This is a genomic window from Microbispora sp. H10885 (genome assembly GCF_014161415.1).
Lineage (GTDB): Bacteria > Actinomycetota > Actinomycetes > Streptosporangiales > Streptosporangiaceae > Microbispora > Microbispora triticiradicis.
Genome location: NZ_JABBWY010000008.1, coordinates 190,059 through 209,266, shown reverse-complemented (window position 1 = coordinate 209,266; position 19,208 = coordinate 190,059). Strand labels below are relative to the sequence as shown.

General features: G+C 71.8%; 14 protein-coding genes. 10 read left to right on the top strand and 4 right to left on the bottom strand.

What is annotated here, in order from left to right:
• Positions 1-280 precede the first annotated feature (280 nt).
• A complete protein-coding gene (locus tag HHX37_RS22320; protein ID WP_182886617.1) occupies positions 281-3,082 on the top strand; it encodes a helix-turn-helix transcriptional regulator in 2,802 nt (933 codons plus the stop codon).
• Between the two features lie 38 nt (positions 3,083-3,120).
• Here the strand turns inward: HHX37_RS22320 and HHX37_RS22315 are convergent, their stop codons facing one another.
• Positions 3,121-4,134: an aldo/keto reductase gene (locus HHX37_RS22315; protein WP_182886616.1), complete on the bottom strand. Its 1,014-nt coding sequence runs from the start codon at positions 4,132-4,134 to the stop codon at positions 3,121-3,123.
• A 36-nt stretch (positions 4,135-4,170) separates the two neighbouring features.
• Complete coding sequence (locus HHX37_RS22310) at positions 4,171-4,821, bottom strand: ScbR family autoregulator-binding transcription factor (protein WP_165900710.1); 651 nt, start codon at positions 4,819-4,821, stop codon at positions 4,171-4,173.
• 205 nt (positions 4,822-5,026) lie between these two features.
• On the opposite strand from HHX37_RS22310, the gene HHX37_RS22305 reads away from it, so the two are divergent.
• Both HHX37_RS22305 and HHX37_RS22300 read left to right on the top strand, forming a co-directional pair.
• Entirely contained in the window at positions 5,027-6,076 is a 1,050-nt protein-coding gene (locus HHX37_RS22305) for a ScbA/BarX family gamma-butyrolactone biosynthesis protein (RefSeq protein ID WP_182886615.1), read from the top strand.
• Positions 6,073-7,179: an acyl-CoA dehydrogenase family protein gene (locus tag HHX37_RS22300; protein ID WP_182886614.1), complete on the top strand. Its 1,107-nt coding sequence runs from the start codon at positions 6,073-6,075 to the stop codon at positions 7,177-7,179. The genes HHX37_RS22305 and HHX37_RS22300 overlap by 4 nt, the downstream gene beginning before the upstream one ends.
• On the opposite strand, the gene HHX37_RS22295 is transcribed toward HHX37_RS22300, so the two are convergent.
• Entirely contained in the window at positions 7,180-7,767 is a 588-nt protein-coding gene (locus tag HHX37_RS22295; protein WP_182875551.1) for a TetR/AcrR family transcriptional regulator, read from the bottom strand. It abuts the gene before it with no gap.
• 65 nt (positions 7,768-7,832) lie between these two features.
• Here HHX37_RS22295 and HHX37_RS22290 point away from each other — a divergent pair, with 65 nt between their 5' ends.
• Entirely contained in the window at positions 7,833-8,495 is a 663-nt protein-coding gene (locus HHX37_RS22290; protein WP_220503050.1) for an HAD family hydrolase, read from the top strand.
• On the opposite strand, the gene car is transcribed toward HHX37_RS22290, so the two are convergent.
• Positions 8,492-11,953, bottom strand: coding sequence for a carboxylic acid reductase (gene car, locus HHX37_RS22285; RefSeq protein WP_220503049.1), 3,462 nt, complete (start codon positions 11,951-11,953; stop codon positions 8,492-8,494). The genes HHX37_RS22290 and car overlap by 4 nt on opposite strands.
• 257 nt (positions 11,954-12,210) lie before the next feature.
• On the opposite strand from car, the gene HHX37_RS22280 reads away from it, so the two are divergent.
• The 6 genes from HHX37_RS22280 to HHX37_RS22255 all read left to right on the top strand — a co-directional run bounded on the left by HHX37_RS22280 (position 12,211) and on the right by HHX37_RS22255 (position 19,202).
• The gene (locus HHX37_RS22280; RefSeq protein ID WP_182886613.1) at positions 12,211-13,224 is read left to right on the top strand and encodes a ParB and winged helix-turn-helix domain-containing protein; all 1,014 of its coding nucleotides are present in this window, start codon (positions 12,211-12,213) and stop codon (positions 13,222-13,224) included.
• Positions 13,225-13,239: 15 nt separating this feature from the next.
• Positions 13,240-14,091 carry a 2-amino-3,7-dideoxy-D-threo-hept-6-ulosonate synthase gene (locus HHX37_RS22275; protein ID WP_310738343.1) on the top strand — a complete coding sequence of 284 codons (852 nt, stop codon included), beginning with the start codon at positions 13,240-13,242 and terminating at the stop codon, positions 14,089-14,091.
• A gap of 45 nt (positions 14,092-14,136) precedes the next feature.
• Positions 14,137-15,249 carry a 3-dehydroquinate synthase II family protein gene (locus HHX37_RS22270; RefSeq protein WP_182883234.1) on the top strand — a complete coding sequence of 371 codons (1,113 nt, stop codon included), beginning with the start codon at positions 14,137-14,139 and terminating at the stop codon, positions 15,247-15,249.
• Positions 15,250-15,290: 41 nt separating this feature from the next.
• Positions 15,291-16,640 carry an aspartate kinase gene (locus HHX37_RS22265; RefSeq protein ID WP_182886612.1) on the top strand — a complete coding sequence of 450 codons (1,350 nt, stop codon included), beginning with the start codon at positions 15,291-15,293 and terminating at the stop codon, positions 16,638-16,640.
• Between the two features lie 118 nt (positions 16,641-16,758).
• On the top strand, positions 16,759-17,997 hold the full coding sequence (locus HHX37_RS22260; RefSeq protein ID WP_182886611.1) for a cytochrome P450: 1,239 nt from the start codon (positions 16,759-16,761) through the stop codon (positions 17,995-17,997).
• Positions 17,994-19,202, top strand: a complete 1,209-nt coding sequence (locus tag HHX37_RS22255; protein ID WP_208868463.1) for an MFS transporter — start codon at positions 17,994-17,996, stop codon at positions 19,200-19,202. Before HHX37_RS22260 ends, HHX37_RS22255 begins: the two co-directional genes overlap by 4 nt.
• Positions 19,203-19,208 lie beyond the last annotated feature (6 nt).

The following is a 19,208-nucleotide window of genomic DNA, read 5'->3' as shown; positions in this document are numbered from 1 at the left end:
GCCCCTCTGCCGTGACCATGCGCCCTCCTTCTGCCGGCGGACGCCCGCCCCGTGTGGGCGCCGCCATCAGAAGATCGGCCAACCGGCGGCCCCGGGGCATCGGGGTCCCCCCCAGTGTCACCCCCTGTCTCCGCCGGCGGCGCGTCATCGCAGCTCAGAGGTGCCGGCCGGGCGCCTTCGGCACCCGGACGCCGACGGATTCAACGCCATTTCCTAGGGAAATCCCCGAGGCGGTCCATCCGATATCGCCTTATCATCCCCGGCTGGCAGACTTGCCGGGGTGGACTACGGACCGTCCTTGCTGGAGCGCGACGCCGAGGTGGGGCGGATGCGGGAGCTGTTCGCCGCGGCGGCGCGCGGACAGGGCGGCGTGGTGCTGATCGAGGGTCCGGCCGGCATCGGCAAGAGCGCGCTGGCCGGCGCCGCCCGCCGCCTCGGCAGGACGGCGGGCTGCCGGGTGCTCGGTGCCCGCGGCAGCCGGCTGGAGCAGCGGTCCGGCTACGGCGTGCTGCGTCAGCTGGTCGAACCGGTGCTGCTCGGCGCCGACACCGCCCAGCGGGTGCGGCTGCTGCGGGGTCCCGCCCACCGGGCGCTCGCGCTGCTCGACTCGCACCTCGACGGGCCCGCGCCCGGTGACCCGGGGGCGTTCCACGTGCTGTACCGGCTGCTGGTGAACGTCGCCAAGGCCGGCCCGGTGGCGCTGGTCGTCGACGACGTGCACTGGGCCGACGACCCCTCGCTGCGCGTGTTCCTGCACATGCTCCCCGGCATGGCCGAGTTGCCGCTGGCGATGGTGCTGGCCGGTCGGCCGGCCGCCGCGCCGGGGCCGTGCTCGGAGCTCGCCGCCGATCCGGCCGTGACGGTGCTGCGGCCGGCTCCGCTGACGCCGGCCGCCACGGCCCGCCTGGTGCGCGCCGTCAACGGCGAGGCGGCGGACACCCGGCTGTGCGCGGCCTGCCACCGCCTGACCGGCGGCAACCCGCTGTTCGTACGGGAGCTGGCGGCAGCCGCCGCTGCCGCGGGCGGCACGGCGGCCGAGGGTGACGAGGAGGCGTTGCGTGCGCTCGGCGGGCCGGCGCTGAGCCAGTGGATGGGCGCCGTGCTCGCGCACCTCACCCCCGACGCCGTGCGGGTCGCGCAGACATGCGCCGTCCTGGGCGAGGAGGCCGACCCGCAGCTCGTCGCCGAACTCGCGGGCGGCCCGGAGACACTCACCCGGGGCCAGGACGAACTGGTGGCCGCGGGCGTCCTGCGCGGCGGCGGGCGGCCCGAGTTCGTGCACGCCCTGACCAGGCACGCCGTGTACTCCGGCATCGCCGTGGTGGAGCGCAGCCGCCTGCATCGGCGAGCGGCCGAGCTGCTCGCCGCCGGGCAGCCCGCACCGCTGGTCGCCACCCACCTGCTCGAAACCCTGCCCTCAGGCGACGCCTGGGTGGTGGACACGCTGGTGGCCGCCGCGAACCACGCGTCCAGCCGGGGGGCGCCACGGTCCGCGCTGGCGTTCCTGGAGCGGGCCCTGCAGGAGCCGCCCACCCCGCAGGCGACCGCCGAGCTGGTACGGATGGCCGGCCGCATCGCGTACTGGTTCGACTGGCCGGCCGCGATCGGCTATCTGCGACGCGCGGCCGCGCTGGCCCCGGACGCGGCCGGGCGCGCCGAGATCACCGAGCTGCTCGCTCGTGCGGTGATCCTCAACGGCCGCAACGCCGACGCGATCGCCCTTCTGGAGAACGCCCTCACCGAGCTGGGCGACGGGCATGCGGAGCTGGAGCACCGGCTGCGGACGCAGATCATCGCGGCGGCGGTGGCCGAGCTGGACCTGCGGCACACCGGTGCGCAGCACCTGGCGGTGCTTTCGGCCGCGCCGAGGCTCGGCGACGAGGTGCGGTGCAAGCTCGACGCGTTCACCGCGTTCCGGACCGCCGTCATCGATCTCGACCGGGACGCGGCCGTCTCCGCGGCGCTGCGGGTGCTGCGGCTGCGCTCGTCCGGCATGGCCTACCAGGACGCGTCGTCGTCGCTTCCCTACCTGGTCCTGATCGACGCCGACCATGACGACGCGCTGCGGCATCTCGACCACGACTGGTCCGCGGCGCGGGAAGCGGGCTCGTCGTACCTGGCCGCGCCGATCGGCTACCTCAGGGTGCACGCGCTGCTGTCGCGCGGTCACCTCGCCGAGGCCGAGGCCGGCATCCGGCAGGCGGTACGACTGATCGGCAGGGTGCCGGTCCCGCTGGCCCCGGTCTACGGCGGAGAGATCCTGGCGGAGGCGCACCTCGCACAGGGGCGGCCGGCCGCCGCGGCCGAGGCGCTTGCCCGAGCGTCCGCCGAAGTCCCGCCCTACAAGGCCCTGCGTTGCCGGCTGGACCTGCTGGCCGCCCGGGTGGATCTCGCCCATGGGCGGGCCGAGCAGGCGGTCCGGCAGGCGGAGCAGGTGGGCCGCCGGTTGCTCGCGGACGGCTGGTTGAACCCGGCCTCGCATCCGTGGCGGATGGTCGCCGCACTGGGCAAGCACGTCCTGGGGACCCGCGACGCGGCCTTGGCGCTGGCCGCCGAGGATCTCGACCTGGCCCGCCGGTGGGGCGCCCCACGCACCCTCGGCCGAGCGCTTCGTGTGGCGGCGACGGTGACCGGAGGCCGGGCCGAGCCGGAGTTGCTGGAGGAGGCGGTAAGGGTACTGCGAACGGGCCCGGCCAGGCTGGAGCTCGCCACGGCCCTGCACGCCTTCGGCCGCCGCACGTGGCAGCGTCACCCCCAGGCCGGCCGGGCCGCTTTGGCCGAGGCTCTCCGGCTGGCGGAGGAGTGCGGAGCCGCGGAACTCGCGCGGCGGGCGCGGACCGCACTGAGCGAGGCCGGTACGCGGCCGCCGGAGCCGCACGGGGCCGGGCTGACGCCCGGAGAGTGGCGGGTGGCCCGGTTGGCGGCCCGAGGCCGGACCAACCGCCAGATCGCCCAGGAGCTGAACGTCACGCCCAAGACGGTCGAGACGCATCTCGGAAGCGTCTACCGCAAGCTCGGCGTCCGCAACCGCACCGCGATGGCCCGGGCGCTGGCCGCCACCGACCTCGACCGCCCGGACTGAACCGCGCCGCCGCCCCGAGTCCAGCGAGAGGCCCGATGTCACTCGCGGGCGGTGGCCGTGGAGCTCATGTCCGGGTAACGCGCACCGGCCACCTTCGCCGCCAGCGGTTCCAGCGCGGCGAGCTCGCCGTCCGACAAGGCCATCGTCGCGGCCGCGACGTTCTGCCGGAGCCGGGCGGGAGAACGCGTGCCGGGAATGGGTAGAACCGTAAGGCCGTGGACCCGGGAACGCTGGTGAACCCAGGCGAGCGCGACCTGCGCGGGGGTGACCTCGCGGCGCGCGGCGATGTCGCGGACCGGTTCGAGGAGCGCGGCGTTCGCGTCGGCGTGGTCGCCGGTGAACCGGGGCATCTTCAGCCGGACGTCGCCGGTGCTCAGCCCCTGAGCGCCGGTGAACGCTCCGGTGAGGAAACCCCGGCCGAGGGGCGAGTAGGCGACGAGCGCCACACCGAGCTCCGCTGCCGCCGGAACCACGGACGCCTCGATGTCGCGGGTGAACAGCGACCACTCGGACTGCAGTGCCGCGATCGGGTGCACGCTGTGCGCCGCGCGCAGTTCGGCCCCGGTCACCTCGGAGAGACCGAGGTGGCGCACCTTGCCCTCCCGCACCAGCTCGGCCATGGCGCCGACCGTCTCCTCGATGGGGACGGACGTGTCGCGGCGATGCGCGTAGTAGAGGTCGATCTCGTCGATGCCGAGGCGCTTCAGGCTCGCGTCGACGCTCTGGCGTACATACGCGCGGTCGCCGCGGACCTCGCTCCAGGACTTCTCGCCCGCCCGCCGGACGATGCCGAACTTGGTGGCGAGGAAGACCCGGTCGCGGTGCGCGCGGACGAAGGGGCCGAGGAACCTCTCGTTGTCGCCGTCTCCGTACAGGTCCGCGGTGTCGAACATGGTGACGCCCAGGGCGAGGGCGATCCGCAGGGTCTCCCGGGCCTCGGCCGGCGCCGTGGGTCCGTAGAACTCGCTGAAGCCCATGCAGCCGAGGCCCTGGGCGCCGACCGGCGGACCGCCGGCGCCGAGGGGAACTGCCGGGAGGATCGAAGCAGACATGCGAAGGTCTCCTTGGGTGGGCTCCCGGCGGTTGTCCTACTGCGGGGAGGCGGCGATGGAGGCGAAGAGCAGGCGGCTCATCTCCTCCCAGCGGCGGGGCAGATCGGCGCGCTGGTTGAGGACGTCACAAACGTGCTGCAGGCCGAAGAACGCCGACACGAGCATGTACGCGGCGGACTCGGGGTCCATGCCCTCGCGGAGCTGACCGGCGCCGCTCGCCTTCGCCAGCAGCGTCGAGAGCGTGGCGATCCACTCGACGTAGGGCTCGGGCAGGGTCGTGTCGGACAGCGAGCGCTCGGCCTGGATCCTGGCTCCGGCCTTGACGATGTCGTCCTCGAAGAACTTGTCGGCGGCGTTCTTCAGCAGCGCCTCGACCGTCTCCATCGGCGGCAGGCCCATGGCCTGCGCCTCGTCGATGCGAACGCGCCACCGGTTGTACAGCTCGCGCACGATCTCGGCGGCGATGTCCTTCTTGTCGCGGAAGTGGAAGTACACCGCGCCCTTGGTCATGCCGACCTGCTTGGCGATGTGGTCGATGGAGGTGTGCGGGTATCCGCGGTCGGCGAACAGCTCGGCCGCCGAGGCGAGCACCTGGGCCCGGGTCTGCGCTGCCCGTGCCTGCTGCGGCGCGTTGCGCGGCTGCGCTCGGTGCGTGATGGTGGTTCTGGGAGTGCCGATCTTACTCACACGCGTGATCCGTTCTGTGGGGCTCCCGTTCAGCGTACCGCCTTCCAGGTATGTTTCACCTCTGTTCACTGATCACCTCGTCAACTCGCGCGTCAATCCTCCGAGTCATTCCAAAATATACCTTCACGGACGTATATTTTTCTCCGTGTGACCTAGGACACCATCGCACGCGATCGCGCAAGGTCCAGATCAGAAGGGATCAGAGATGAGTGCTCAACTATCGGCAGAAGACGTCACCCTGCCGACTGCCTGGCAGTCGTCGTCCCCGTTCACCTGGGACTGGGATGCAATGCCAGAGCCCGCCGGCGGCGCGCACTTACCCGGCCCGCGTTTCGTGTCCCGCGAACTGGTCCACAAGTCCGCGGCCGAGCGCGTGCTGCTCACCGACGGAGTCCGGCAGGCGCCGGACAGTTTCATCATCGCGGCCATGCTGCCGCGCGACCACTGCCTCTACCAGCAGGACGACTCCGGCTGGACCGACCCGATGCTGCCGACAGAAGCACTCCGGCAGGCCGGTTACTACATTCAGCACCGCTTCTACGGGGTGCCCGAGACGCACAAGTTCATCCTCGGCGCGGTCACGCTCGAAATCGACGGCACCACGCCTCCCTCCCGTACGCCGTGGCTCCCGGTCAACCTGCGGGTCACCTGCGCTCCCACCGCCAAGTGGACCTGCCGCCGGCTGTGCATGCGCCTGGAGGTCGAGGTCAGCGTGGCCGGGGTGGTCTGCGGGCACGGCAGCCTTCTTTCGCAGGCGGTGGATCCGCGCGTGTACCAGGCGATACGCGGCCGGAAGGCGGCGCCCCCGCTGCACGAGTCCGTGCCCTTCATCGGTTGCCCGCTCTCGCCCGGCGAGGTCGGGCGCCAGCGCAAGGAGGACGTGCTGCTGGCCGACGACGGAAACGCCAACAGCTGGCTGCTGCGGCTCGACGACAGCAACACCGAGATGGTCGACCACCATGTGGACCACGTGCCGGGCATGGTGGTGCTGGAGGCGTTCCGACAGGCCGCGCTCGCCGTGACCCACCCGCCGGCCGGTCACGGGGCCACGGTCACCGGTCTGCGGAGCGAGTTCGCGAGTTTCTGCGAACTCGACACCCCGGTCCGGATCACCGCCAGGCCGCGGCCCGGCGGTGGCGACGCGGACCGGATGGTGGTCCGCGTCGTCGCCGAGCAGGACGGCGACGAGGTCGCCGCCGGCACGGTCGAGCTCAGGCTGGGCCCTGACACGAGCAGCGGGCAGGACCGCCGATGACGCTGACCTCGGTGTCTCCGGACCACCGTCTGGACGTGACCGAACTCGTGGACCGCGCGGCCCGGTACGCCGCCGAGGTGGACGGTTCGCGCCGGCTTCGGCGGGAGTCGGTGGCCGCGCTGGTGGAGGCGGGATTCCCCCGGCACTTCGTCCCCAGCCGGTGGGGTGGGGCGGCCGGAGGCTTCGCACCGCTGGTGGAGGCGGCGATCACCGTGGGCGAAAGCTGCCCCTCGACCGCGTGGTGCGCGACTCTGTTCGCCGCGCACGGACGGATCGCCGCCTACCTGCCCGAGCAGGCGCGGGAGGAGATCTGGGGCTCGGGCCCGGACACCCTGATCTCCGCGTCCGTCATGCCGCCGTCGGGCCGGGCCACGCCCGTGCCGGGTGGCTGGCTGCTTCAGGGCGAGTGGGGCCGGGCCAGCGGGGTGGACTTCGCCGACTGGGTGCTGCTCGCCAGCACGGTGCCGGACGGCGACGGGGAGACGGTGCGGATCTTCGCCGTCCCGGCCGGGGACTTCGTGGTCGAGGACACCTGGCAGGCCGCCGGTATGCGGGGGACGGGGACCAACACGGTGGTTCTGTGCGACACGCTCGTCCCCGAGCACCGCACGGTCGCGCTGCCGGAACTGCTCGGCACCCGGAGCGCCCGGCAGGCACGGTGCCACAACGTGCCCTACACGCTGGTCGCGGCGGTGATGTTCGCCGCCCCCCTGGTCGGAGCCGCCCTGGGCGTGGTGGCGGACTGTGTTTCCACGCGAGCCGCGCGTCTGTCGCCGGATCCGGACGCCCGGCAGGCGCTCGCCCGGTCCTCGCCGGAGGCGTCCGCCGCCCGCCTGCTGCTCCGGGAGGCCGCCGACCGCGCCGACCGGGGCATGGTGGACGCGCGGACCGTCGCGCAGAACCGGTGCGACGCGGCGGCCGCCGCGGAGCTCTGCGTCAGCGCCGTCGACCGGCTGTTCGCCGCGTGCGGCGGCCACGGGCTGGCCGAGGACGATCCGGTGCAACGGCGGTGGCGGGACGTCCACACCGGCGCCGGTCACGGCGCGCTGCGGTTCGCCCCGGCGGCGGACGCGTACGCGAAGGCCTTCCTCGGCCTCGGCTGACTAGACCGTGTCCGAACCACCGTCCCGAGGTCCGGACACGGCCTTCCACAGGTCGTCGAACCGGCGCGCGGCATCCGCGTCGTCACGGGGTGCGGGATGCGGGATCTCGAAGAACAGCGACATCAGGAGCCGGGCGACGGTGTCGGGGGGATGCCTGCCCATCACCCGGCTCTCCGCGTGCGCCCGGGCCACGGCGCGGGCCAGTGACAGGGAGATCCGCCCGACCAGCCCGTGAGCGTGCCGGTCCAGGTGCGGGGCCTCCACGGCGAGCCGCAACGCGGACCTGGCGAGCGCGTCCCGGCGCAGGTGCCGGGTGAGATCGAGCATCGTCTCCCGCAGTGCCAGCAGCGCCGTCGTGCCCTCGGCGCGCCGTTCCACACGTGCGATCAGCTCGTCCCCGGCCTCCTCGATCAGGGTGGCCGCCAGCTCTTCTTTGGAGGAGAAATGTCCGTACAGCGCACCTTTCGTCATACTGGTGCGTTCCACCACGTTGAGCAGCTTTGTGCCCTCGTAGCCGTTCGCGGCGAACTCCTCCGCCGCCGCGGCGAGCACCAGTGCCCGAGTCTGAACCGCGCGCTCCTGAGCCACTCTGCCCTCGCTTGGGGGAATCCTAGGAAAAAACCTTTGCGAAGGTATGTTACTGGGATCTTGCTGTGAAAAGGCTGAGCGTTCCCCTTCGGGTGGCCTTCTTCGATGTGGACGAGACGCTGCTGGCCGGGAAGAGCATGGTCGAGTTCCTGCGGCACTGGCTGGGCCGCGATGACGCGGCCTTCCGCGGCGCCGTGGCCGAGCTGGGGGCGGTGGCGGAGCGGGAGGGCAGGGCGGCCGCGAACCGCGCCTACTACCGGCTCTTCGCCGGCGTCCCCAGCGCGACGCTGGCGGAGGCGGGCAGTCGCTGGTACGCGCGGCATCGTCAGCGGCCTGACGCCTTCGTGGGCTCTACCGTGGCGGCGCTGGCCGGACATCGAGCGGCCGGAGACCTGGTGGTGCTGGTCTCCGGCTCGTGCCGGGCGGTGCTCGAACCGCTGGCCGCGGACGTGGGTGGCGACGAGGTGCTGTGCACGGAGCTCGTCGTCGGTGGCGACGGACTGCTGACCGGCGAGGTGGCCAGATCGATGATCGGCCCCGCCAAGTACGAGGCCGCCGCGGAGCTGCTCCGGAGTCTCGGAGTCAGCCCCGCCGTCTGCTTCGCGTACGGCGACCACTCCAGCGACCTGGACCTGCTGACGTTCGTCGGCAGTCCGAGGGTCGTCGGCGACGACCCGGTGCTGGCCTCGTGGGCGAGACGCCACGGCTGGCCCGTGCTGCCCGCCTAGAGGAGGCTCAGGTGCCGTAGATCCGACACGTACTTCTCGATCAGCGCCCGGGACAGGTGCGGAATGTCCCCCACGGCTTCCTGGAACCGTTCGGCGGGAAACGCCGACCCGGCCCGGGGCGTCGCGGGCTCCCGCCAGGCGCGCATCAGCGGGAGGAGCGAGTGCTGCCGCTGCTTGTCCGGCAGCTCTCGCAGTGCGGCCTCGAACCGCTCACGCCACTCCTGGTAGTCCCCGACGCGGCGGATCGCGATCCCGGAATCGGCCAGCCAGTCGACGACGGTGTCCAGTGAGATTCCGTCGTCGTGCGGGTTGACCACGTTGAACGTGCGATATCCGGCCGCGCCGCTTCCCAGGGCGGCCACCGAGGCGGCGACGAAGTCCCCGGGCAGGCCGTCGTAGTGGGCCCGGCTCGCGTCGCCACCGCGATAGAACGACCCGGGCGCGATTCCGGTGGCGATCAGGCTCAGCACCAGACGGGTGAACGCGTCCGGCACGTTCAGCTGCCCGGTGTGACGGCCGTGCGCCAGGATCATGCCCGAACGGAACACGGTCACCGGCAGCCCGCACAGGTCGTGCGCCTCACGGAGCAGCACCTCGCCCGCCCACTTGCTGGTGGCGTAGCCGTTGGCGTGGCTCTCGTCGATCGGCCGCACTGGACTGGCCACGCGGATGTCGGCGCCCTCGTCCATGCCGGTTCCGTGCGACGCGACTGCCACGGAGGACAGGAAGCCGACCGGCTTCAGCCGGGTGGTGACGGCCAGCCGGACGACCTCGGCCGTGCCGGCGACGTTGGGGCCGAACAGCTGGCGGTACGGCAGCACGTGGTTCACCAGCGCGGCCGCGTGCACGACGGCGTCCACCGTCGCGGCCAGGCGCTGCCAGGTCCGCTCGGACAGGCCCAGGTTCGGCGCGCCGACGTCGCCGGCCAGCACCTGCAACGCGCCGGCGCCGGCCAGCTCGGCGAACCGCCGCTTGAGCTCGACGTCCCCGCTGTCCAGCGAGTCCTCCAGCCGCGCGCGAGCGGCCGCGTCGTCGGCGCCGCGCACGAGACAGATCAGTGTGCCGCCGCCGCTGGCCAGCGACTGCAGCAGCTCCAGGCACAGGAAACGGCCGAGATAGCCGTTGGCTCCGGTGAGCAGCACCGTGGTCGGAGCGCCGGTCGGCTGGGGAAGGGCCGTGGCCGCGGTCAGCGTCGCCTCGTCGATGAACCTGGCGAGCACGAGGTCCCCGGCCCGCGCCGCGGTGGCCTGGTCGCCGTGCACACCGGCGAACGTGGCCCGCTGCGCCGACGGATCACGTAGCCGCTCGATCTGGCCGGCGATCTCGCCAAGGCTGTTGGCCGGGCCGAGCAGCGTCCCGACCGGGACCTCGGTGCCGAAGATCTCCTTGAGCAGGTTCGAGAGCGACAGCGCGGTCAGTGAGTCTCCACCCATGTCCGTGAAGCGCGTCCCCGGGCCCGGCTCGCCGGCGGACGCCCCGAGCAGCGCCCGCACGGCACGGCCGACCGTCTCCACGACCGGGCGGTTCTCGTCGTGCCGCAGACCGCGCAGGCCGTCGATCTGCTCCTCGGCCAGCTCGGCGTAACGCCGCTCCAGCCGTTCGCCGTAGTGCTCCTTCAACCGCGGACGCAGTTGCTTGGTCGAGTCGGACAGCAGTCCGTTCTCCTGGCTGAACGGCACCGTCTCGACGAGCAGATCGCGCGGGATCTCGTACGGCTTGAGGTCGGCACGCTTCGCGATGTGCTGCAGCGACTCGTGGATCGCCGCCTTCAGCGCCGCCTCGTCGGACGCCTGGTCGAGCGCCTCTGCGGTCGGCACCACCACGGCGAGCAGGTACGGGCGGGAGCTGTTGCCGTACAGGAAGATCTGCTGCAGCAGCGGACTGGCGACATAGACCGCCTCCAGTTTCGCCAGCGCCACGAACTCTCCCTGGGACAGCTTGAGCACGTTCTTGCGCCGGTCGAGGTAGTACAGCCGGTCGGGCTCGACCTCGGCCATGATGTCGCCGGTGCGGTAGTAGCCGTCGTCGTCGAAGGCCTCCGCGGTGACGTCCGGGCGCCGGTAGTAGCCGGGGGTGATCAGCTTGGTCCTGACCAGCAACTCGCCCCGCGGATACGGCGTGTCGGTGGTGTAGTACCCGAGTTCGGGCACGTCGACGAGCTTGTAGTCGAGCACGAACGCCCGCTGCACGCGGTGGTCCAGCATGACGAGCCCGGTCTCGGTGGTGCCGTAGCTGTCGAAGAACGGAACGTCCAGGCAGGACTCGACGAAAGCGGCCAGCTCCGGCGCGAGCGGGGCGGAGCCGCAGGGGGTGTGGATGACACGGCCGCCGAGAACAACGTCCCGGAAATGCCGCCGCAGCTCCTCGGCGTTCCACTGGTCCAGCAGGCTCAGATAGCTCTGGTGGAGCAGCTCGCAGACGCGCGGCACCATGGCGAACTCCGTCGGCCGGATCAGCGCGAGATCCTCCAGCAGCGTCGAGAGATTGCTGTCGGCCACGAAATACGCGGTGCCGCCCAGTGCGAGCGTCTTGATCACGAGCCGCCTGGCGACGAGATGGCTCTGCGGCAGGAAGTTGGCTGTGATCATCGGGTGACGCTGCTCGGGCGGCCGCCACATCAGAGAGACGGTCGACTCCGGGAAGATGACGCCCTTCGGAGTGCCCGTGCTGCCGGAGGTGTAGATCAGTGAGGACAGCACCTCTCCCGCGTCGTCGACCGGCGGCAGGTCTGGCGCGGGCGGCAGCGCACTCCCGCGCTCGATGACGCGCGACAGCAGCTCCAGCGAAATCGGCGAGCCGGTCTCGGCCAGCAGCCGGCGCGCGTCCGCCACGCTCTCCCGGTGCTCGGCGAGCTGGGGACAGTGGTCGAACACGATCAGCCGGACGACGGACGTCTCCCCGGCCAGCGCTTCGAGCACGGTGCCCAGCCGCTCCGCGCTCGTGGCGAAGACGCGCGGAGCGGCCTCGCCGACCAGGTGGCGGATGTGGGCGACCGTGGCGGTGTTGTGCAGCGGCACGGCGACCGCGCCGACCTGACCGCACGCCAGGTCCACGGTGGTGTAGTCGACGCCGGCGAAGCCCAGGATCGCCACGAAGTCCCCGGCGCGCAGCGGATGCTCGCCGTGGTGGTACCAGTCGGCGGCGACGGCGCTCAGCCGGGACCACAGCTCGCCGTAGGAGACGGTGTCGAACCTGGGCAGTCGCCGCAGCTCGGTGCGTCCGGCCACGGAGACGAACTCCTTGGCGCGTTCGGCGAGCGCGGGCCGGTCGCCGTATCCCGTCAAGGTGCGCTTGACGATCTCGGCAAGCCGCAGTCCGGGCTCCGCGGCGCTCTCGAAGACTTCGCGCAGCGGCATCCGGTCCGCGAGCTCCGGCTCGGCCCGCAGCATCTCGACGCGCCGGTTCCGGTTCGCCTCGAGTCGGGCGCGGGTGGTGTCAGCTCGCAGGTCGTTCCCCATGGTTACCCCTTCAGACGACCGGGACCTCTTGTACGTGCGGGCGGCCGGCGCAGCTCCTGGCGGCCTTGTGCAACCGGGGACGATCCTCGCTTGCACAGTCAGAAACATACCGTAGTAAAGGTATGATCATGAGCAGTCATTGCGTGTAATCGCAGGTGAAAGGCCATTTATAAAAAAATACCTTGTGTAAGGTATGATTTTGCGACAGAGTGCTCTCAAGGACACGCCAGGCCCGCTGATGACGAGGGGTGAGTCACGTGGTAAGCGGGGATGCGATCAATTGCGAGCGGGAGACGGACATCGGCTCCGACGTCGAGTGGATCTCGATCGCCGAGCTCGTCCTGAGGGGCTCACCCCGATCCGCGGGAGAGGACGCCGATCACGCGCTGGCTCTCGCGGAGCTGGAGCCGGAGGCCGAGTTGCCGCCGATCGTCGTGCAGCGGGGCACCAACCGGGTGATCGACGGGATGCACCGGGTGCGCGCCGCGCAGTTGCGCGGAGAGCGGGCGATCCGAGCCCGCTACTTCGACGGCGACGACGCCGGCGCCTTCGTGCTGGCGGTGCGGCTGAACGTGCGGCACGGGCTGCCGCTCTCGCTGGCCGACCGGAAATCGGCCGTGCTGCGCATCCTCCACGAGCACCCGGGCTGGTCGAACCGGGCGGTGGCCGAGGTCGTGGGGCTCTCGCCCAAGACCGTCGGCGCGCTGCGCGGCCAGTGCGGAGCGCCGGTGGCCGAGGTCAGGATCGGCCGGGACGGCCGGGTGCGCCCGGTCAGCGCGGCCTCCGGGCGCGAGCGCGCCAGGGAGATCCTGCTGCGCGATCCCACCTCCTCGCTGCGCACCGTGAGCGCGGCGGCCGGGGTGTCCCCGGGCACCGTACGGGCCGTGCGGATGCAACTGAACGAGCAGGCCACGGCGCTGATCCCGGAACAGCGGGCCGCGGAGCAGCGAGCCGCGTCGCCCAAGCAGAACCCCGATCCACGACGCGCTCGGGGCGCCACTCCGCGGCCCGCCGGGCCGGACCGGACGGGCGCGATGCTGCGCGCGCTCCGCTCCGACCCGTCGCTGCGGTTCAACGAGTCCGGCCGGCTGCTGCTGAGCGTTCTGGCGGTGGCCGAGATGGACGCGCGGACGCGGGAACGCCTCGTCGGCGACCTGCCGGACCACTGCGTCGAATTCGTCGCGGAACTCGCGGAGGCGAGCGGGCAAGCCTGGCAGGAACTCGCGAAACGCCTGGCAGAGCGACGGTGCGCGGCCGCCGGCTCCAAATGAATTCCCGAACTGGAAATGGGGTGTCAAGAGATGGCAGAAGCGTACGGTTGGTCTGGAAAGAACCTACGGACCCAGCGGATTCTGCACTCGGCTTCCGGGACGGCGTTCCTGGTTCCGCTCGATCATTCACTGGCGGACGGGCCGGTGTCGTCCGCCGCCGATTTCACCGGGCTGGTCACGGCGATGGCCGCGAACGGCGTGGACGGGATCGTCGTCCACAAGGGCCGGGTCCGTTTCCTTCCCACCGAGCTGCTCGGGCGGCTGGCCCTGATCGTGCACCTGAGCGGCAGCACCAGGCACGCGCCGGACGCTGACGCGAAGACCCTGGTGGGCGCCGTGGCCGAGGCCGTGGCGCTGGGCGCGGACGGTGTCAGCGTGCACATCAACCTCGGTTCGAGCAACGAGGCCGAGCAGCTGGCCGACTTCGGCCTGGTCGCCGACCAGTGCGCACGCTGGGGCGTCCCGCTGCTCGCGATGATCTACCCGCGCGGCCCCCGCATCGCGGACCCGGCCGATCCCACGTTGCTGGCGCACGCGGCGAACGTCGCGGCGGACCTCGGCGCCGACATCGTGAAGCTCCCGTTCACCGGCTCGCCCGTCACGATGCGCGAGGTCGTGGAGGCGAGCCCGATCCCGGTGGTGACCGCCGGCGGCGGCGTGGTCGGCGACACCGACGCCTTCCTCACCCTGATCGACCGCGTGATGGAGTCCGGCGTGCTCGGAGTCGCGGTCGGCCGCAACATATTCCGCGCCACCGACCCCGGGAAGCTGGCCCGGTCGGTCGCCCAGCGAGTCCACGCCGGACTCGGCTCCCGCAAGACCCTGACTCCCCTGGACCTGGCCCTGGCCGGCGCGACAGTGGCCTGACAGGCACCACCCGCTCACGACCGACTAACGACCGAAGGTGCGAACATGAAAACAGCGTGGATCGACCTCCGCGGCCTCTCCTCCGAACTCGCCACCGCCGTCATCGAAGAGAGCACCCATCTCGGCATCGGCGCCGTCGTGCTGGACGACCCCGAGCTCGCCGCGAAGGTCCCGCCGACCCTGGAGAAGGCCGCCGTCGTCACCGGCGAGACCCCCACGACCCTGATCGACCAGCTCGTCGGCGTGGTCGACATCCTGATCGCCGACCACAGCATCGCCGAGAAGTTCGAGGGCGTCCGGCCCGGCCTGCGCACCGGCGTCCTGGTCAAGGTGCTGGGTGAGGAGACGCTGCAGCTCGCCTGCAGGATCGCGAACGAGGCGGAGCTGACCCTGGTCGAGTTCCGCCAGGACCCGAGCAAGATCCCGCTGGAGATCCTGCTGGCGGCCGCCGACAAGGCCAAGGGCTCGATCGTCACCGTGGTCGAGGACGTCGAGGACGCGATGGTCACCATCGGCGTCCTGGAGCGCGGCTCCGACGCGGTGCTGCTCGCCCCGCGGCGGGTCGGCGACGCCTCCGAGCTGGTGCGCGTGTGCCAGGGCGAGGCCGAGACGCTGGAGCTGGAGCCGCTGGAGATCGTCAAGCTCACGCACCTGGGGCTCGGCGACCGGGTGTGCGTGGACACCTGCTCCCACATGCAGCCCAACGAGGGCATCCTGGTCGGCTCGTACTCGACCGGCCTGATGCTGGTCAGCAGCGAGACCCACCCGCTGCCGTACATGCCGACCCGCCCCTTCCGGGTGAACGCGGCCGCCCTCAGCTCCTACACCCTGACGCCCGGCAACCGCACCCGCTACCTGTCCGAGCTGCGCTGCGGCTCGGAGATCCTGGCCGTCAACACCAACGGCGGCGTGCGCCGGGTGATCGTGTGCCGGATCAAGATGGAGACCCGCCCGATGCTGCAGATCGAGGCCCGCACCGCGTCCGGCGACGTCGTGAACATGGTCGGCCAGGACGACTGGCACGTGCGCGCCCTCGGCGCCGGCGGCAGCGTCCACAACTTCACCGAGCTGCGCCCCGGCGACCACATCCTCGGGCACACCATGACCGACCAGCGGCACGTCGGATACGCGATCCGTGAGTTCCTGCACGAGCAGTAAGGCCCGAGCCGGCTCCGCTCCGAAGGAAGAGAGTGCGTGAGATGGCGCTCATTGTGCAAAAGTACGGCGGAACCTCGGTCGCCACGCCCGAGAAGGTCTTCGAGGCGGCACGGCAGATCCTCGCGGCGCGGGCGGACGGGCACGAGGTCGTCGCGGTCGTGTCCGCCATGGGCGGCACCACCGACAGGCTGCTGCAACTGGCCTCCTCGGTGTCCGACCGGCCGGATCCCGCCCAGCTCGACGCCCTGCTCAGCACGGGCGAGGCCGTGTCCGCCGCGCTGCTGTCGATGGCGCTGAACCGCCAGGGCGCACCCAGCAGGTCGTTCAGCGGCGCCCAGGCGGGAATCCGTACGGACGACCGCCACGGCCGGGCGACGATCCAGCAGGTGGATCCGCGGAGGCTCAAGGAGGATCTCCGCAAGGGAGCGATCCCCGTCGTCGCGGGCTTCCAGGGTGAGGCGGGTGCCGGAGGGCCCTGCACCACCCTGGGCCGCGGCGGCTCGGACACCACCGGCGTGGCCCTGGCGGCGGCGCTCGGCGCGGACCACTGCGAGATCGTCACCGATGTCGCGGGGGTCTACACCGCCGACCCCAGGAAGGTCGACGGCGCCCGGCGCCACACCGCCCTGCTCTACGAGGAGATGGCCGAGCTCGCGGTGAGCGGAGCCAAGGTGCTCGCCGCGGACTCCGTGGACTACGCGCGGACCCACGGCGTCGACCTGAAGGTGCGGTCCAACCACACCGCCTGCGGCCCGGAGACCTGGGTCGGATATCGCCGCCGCACCGCCGCAGTGGCGGTGTCCGGCGACTCCTGGACGCCGGCCGCGCTCGGCGAGGTCCCCGCGATCGCGGGGGTGGCCACCAAGACCGGTCTCGTGCGCTGCGTGCTGCGCCAGATCACCGCGGACCACGCGGTGCGGATCCTGCGCGGACTCGCCGAACGCGAGATCGAGGTCGAACTGCGCCGCTACGGCAGTCTCGGAACGGAGGACGCCGGCGACCTCGCGATCACCCTGCCCGCGGAGAGCGTGGAGGAGGCGCGCGGGCTGCTGGCCGAGGCCTACCGGGGCAGCCGCCTGGACGAGGTGCACTGGACCTCCAACCTGGCCCGGCTCTCGGTCGTCGGCCTTGGAATAGGCCAGCTGCCCGGCTCGCCGCTGCGACTGCTCGAAGCACTGCGGTCGGTCGGCGCCGCGCGCACCGATCTGCTCGTCACGTCCAACAGGCTCAGCGTGCTGACCGGGGAGAGCGGCTTGGCCGAGGCGACCCAGAGCGTGCACGACACCTTTGTCCACGAACCCGCGGTGCCCGAGATGCACAGCACCCCCCTGTGGGCCACCGATCGCAGACAGCTGAGTGCCCACGTGCCCGCGCTGGCCGCGGCCGACTGAACCGCACCCCGCGACTGGGCCGGCCGGTCCCCCCACCGGCCGGCCCAGCACCCCGGACGAGCAGTGCCCGGACGAGCAGTGCCCGCCGGACGAGAAGCCACCAAGCGGAGCGACCCCGATGACTATGCCGACATTCGACCCCACCTCTGACAGCCAACTGGCCGACCCGTATCCGACGTACACGCAGATGCGTGATCGATGCCCTGTATTCCATGACGAGAATCTGGATGTCTTCGTCGTCACGCGGCATGAAGACGTCGTACGCGTGGCCCACGATCCGGAGACGTACTCATCCGAGAGCGCGGTGAAGGCGACCGCGGGGCCGGAGGCCGACGAGGTCAAGCAGATCCTGGCCGAAGGCTGGTCGCTGACGCCCAATCTCACCGAGAGCGACGGCGAGGAGCACACCCGGCTGCGCGTGGCGGTGAACCGGGTCTTCACGCCGCGGCGGGTGGCCGAGCTCGAACCCTTCATCAGGGCGACCGGCGAGGAGCTGATCGGACGGTTCGCCGCCGCCGGTTCCACCGACATCATCGAGAACTACGCGTGGCCGCTGCCGCTGTCCGTCATGGCGCGGATCCTCGGCGTCCCGGCCGGCGACGTGCCGCTGCTGCGGCAGTGGAGCCACAGCTGGCTGAAGCTGTCCGTCGGCGGCGGCGACGTGGCGGAGCGGGCCGCCTGCGCCCGCGACGTCATCGCCATGCAGAACTACGTGATGGGGATGCTGCTGGACCCGGGGCGGGCCGGCGACGGGCTCATCGCGTCGCTCGCGGCCGACCACGGCGAGAACGGCCTCGACAACGTCGAGCTCATGCGCATCGTGATGAACCTGATCATCGCGGGGCACGTCACGGTCACCCGCTCCATCGGCAACGGCCTGGTGAGCCTGCTGGAGAATCCGGCTCAGCTCGCGGCGTTGCGCGAGGGCGAGGTGACACCCGCGGCGATGGTCGAGGAGATCCTGCGGTTCGAGTCTCCGGTCCAGGGCCTCTTCCGCACCGTCACGGCGGAGACCGAGCTCGCCGGCCGCCGGCTGCGGCCCGGCGACCGCGTGATGGTGCACTTCGGCGCCGCGAACCGGGACGAGCGTGTGCTCGCCGACCCGGACATGTTCGACATCAAGCCGAGGGCCGGCCGCAACATGCTGGCCTTCGGCCGCGGCATCCACACCTGCCTCGGCGCCGGGCTGGCCCGGCTCCAGCTGCAGATCGCCATTCCACTGCTGTTCGACCGCCTGCCCGGACTGCGTCTGGGGCCCGCGAACTCGCGCAGCCGGGAACGGCTGGTCATCGCGCGTGGATTCGACGAGCTCCACCTGCAATGGGACGTATCGCGAGTGAAGGAGGCAACACTGTGACTACGCAGGAACAAGAAGTCGCGCCGGTGGCGGTCGAGAGGAACGCCGCCATGGTCGGGACGCCGCTACTGATGGTGGGCGTCGCCCTGGCGGCGGCGAACCTGCGTCCCGCCATCACCACCGTCGGCCCGCTGCTCGACGAGGTGCGCCGGTCGCTCGGCGCCTCCCTGCTCTGGGCGAGCGTGCTGACCGCCGTACCCACCCTCTGCTTCGGCATCGCCGCCGCGGCGGCACCGCTGGCGGCCCGCAAGCTCGGCCTGGCCCGGGCGGTCGGCGCCGGTCTGGTCGTGCTCACCGCCGGACTGCTGCTGCGGGTCGTGGGCGGCCCGTGGGTGATGCTGGCCGGCACGTTCGTCGCGGCGTCCGGCATCGCCATCGGCAACGTGCTCATCCCGGTCGTGGTCAAGCAGGCGTTCCCCCAGCGGATCCCGCTCATGACCACGGTCTACACCGTGGCCCTGATGGTCGGCGGCGGGGTAGGCGCCGCGGCGACCCCCTGGCTGCAGGAACAGATCGGCGGCTGGCGGGTCACCCTGGCCGCGTGGTCGCTGCTGTCCATCGGCGCGCTGCTGGTCTGGATCGCCGGAACGCGCCGCACCGGCCTGCTCGGCGCGAGCCCGGCCGCGCCGGCGGAGCGCACGCTGCTGCTGCGCAGCCCGCTCGCGTGGCTGATCACCGGGTTCTTCGGGCTGCAGGCGGCGGGCTCCTACGTCCTGATGGGCTGGGCCGCGAACGTGTTCACCGGCGCGGGCATCAGCAAGCAGGAGTCGGGTCTGCTGCTCGCCCTGCTGGTCGCGGCCGCCCTGCCCGTCACGATGGTGGTCGTGCCGGCCGCGATGCGCAGCCGCAGCCAGTCCTGGTGGATCGCCGGGCTCGTGGGCCTGGAGATCGTCGGCACGATCGGCATGCTCGTCTCGCCGACGTCGGTGCCGTGGCTGTGGTCGCTCCTGTGGGGGGCGGGCATGGGCGTGTTCCCGATCGCGCTCGGCCTGTTCGCGCTGCGCACCCGCACCGCGGCCGAGACCGCCGGGATCTCGGCCATGTCGCAGGGCTTCGGCTACCTGATCGCCATCGGCGGCCCGTTCCTGTTCGGCGTGCTGCACGGCTCCACGGGCGGCTGGGCCGTCCCGATGGTCATGCTCACCGTGGTCTTCGCCGTCGACCTGGTCCTCGGGTTCGTCGTCGGCCGCCCCCGGTACGTGTAGGACCGC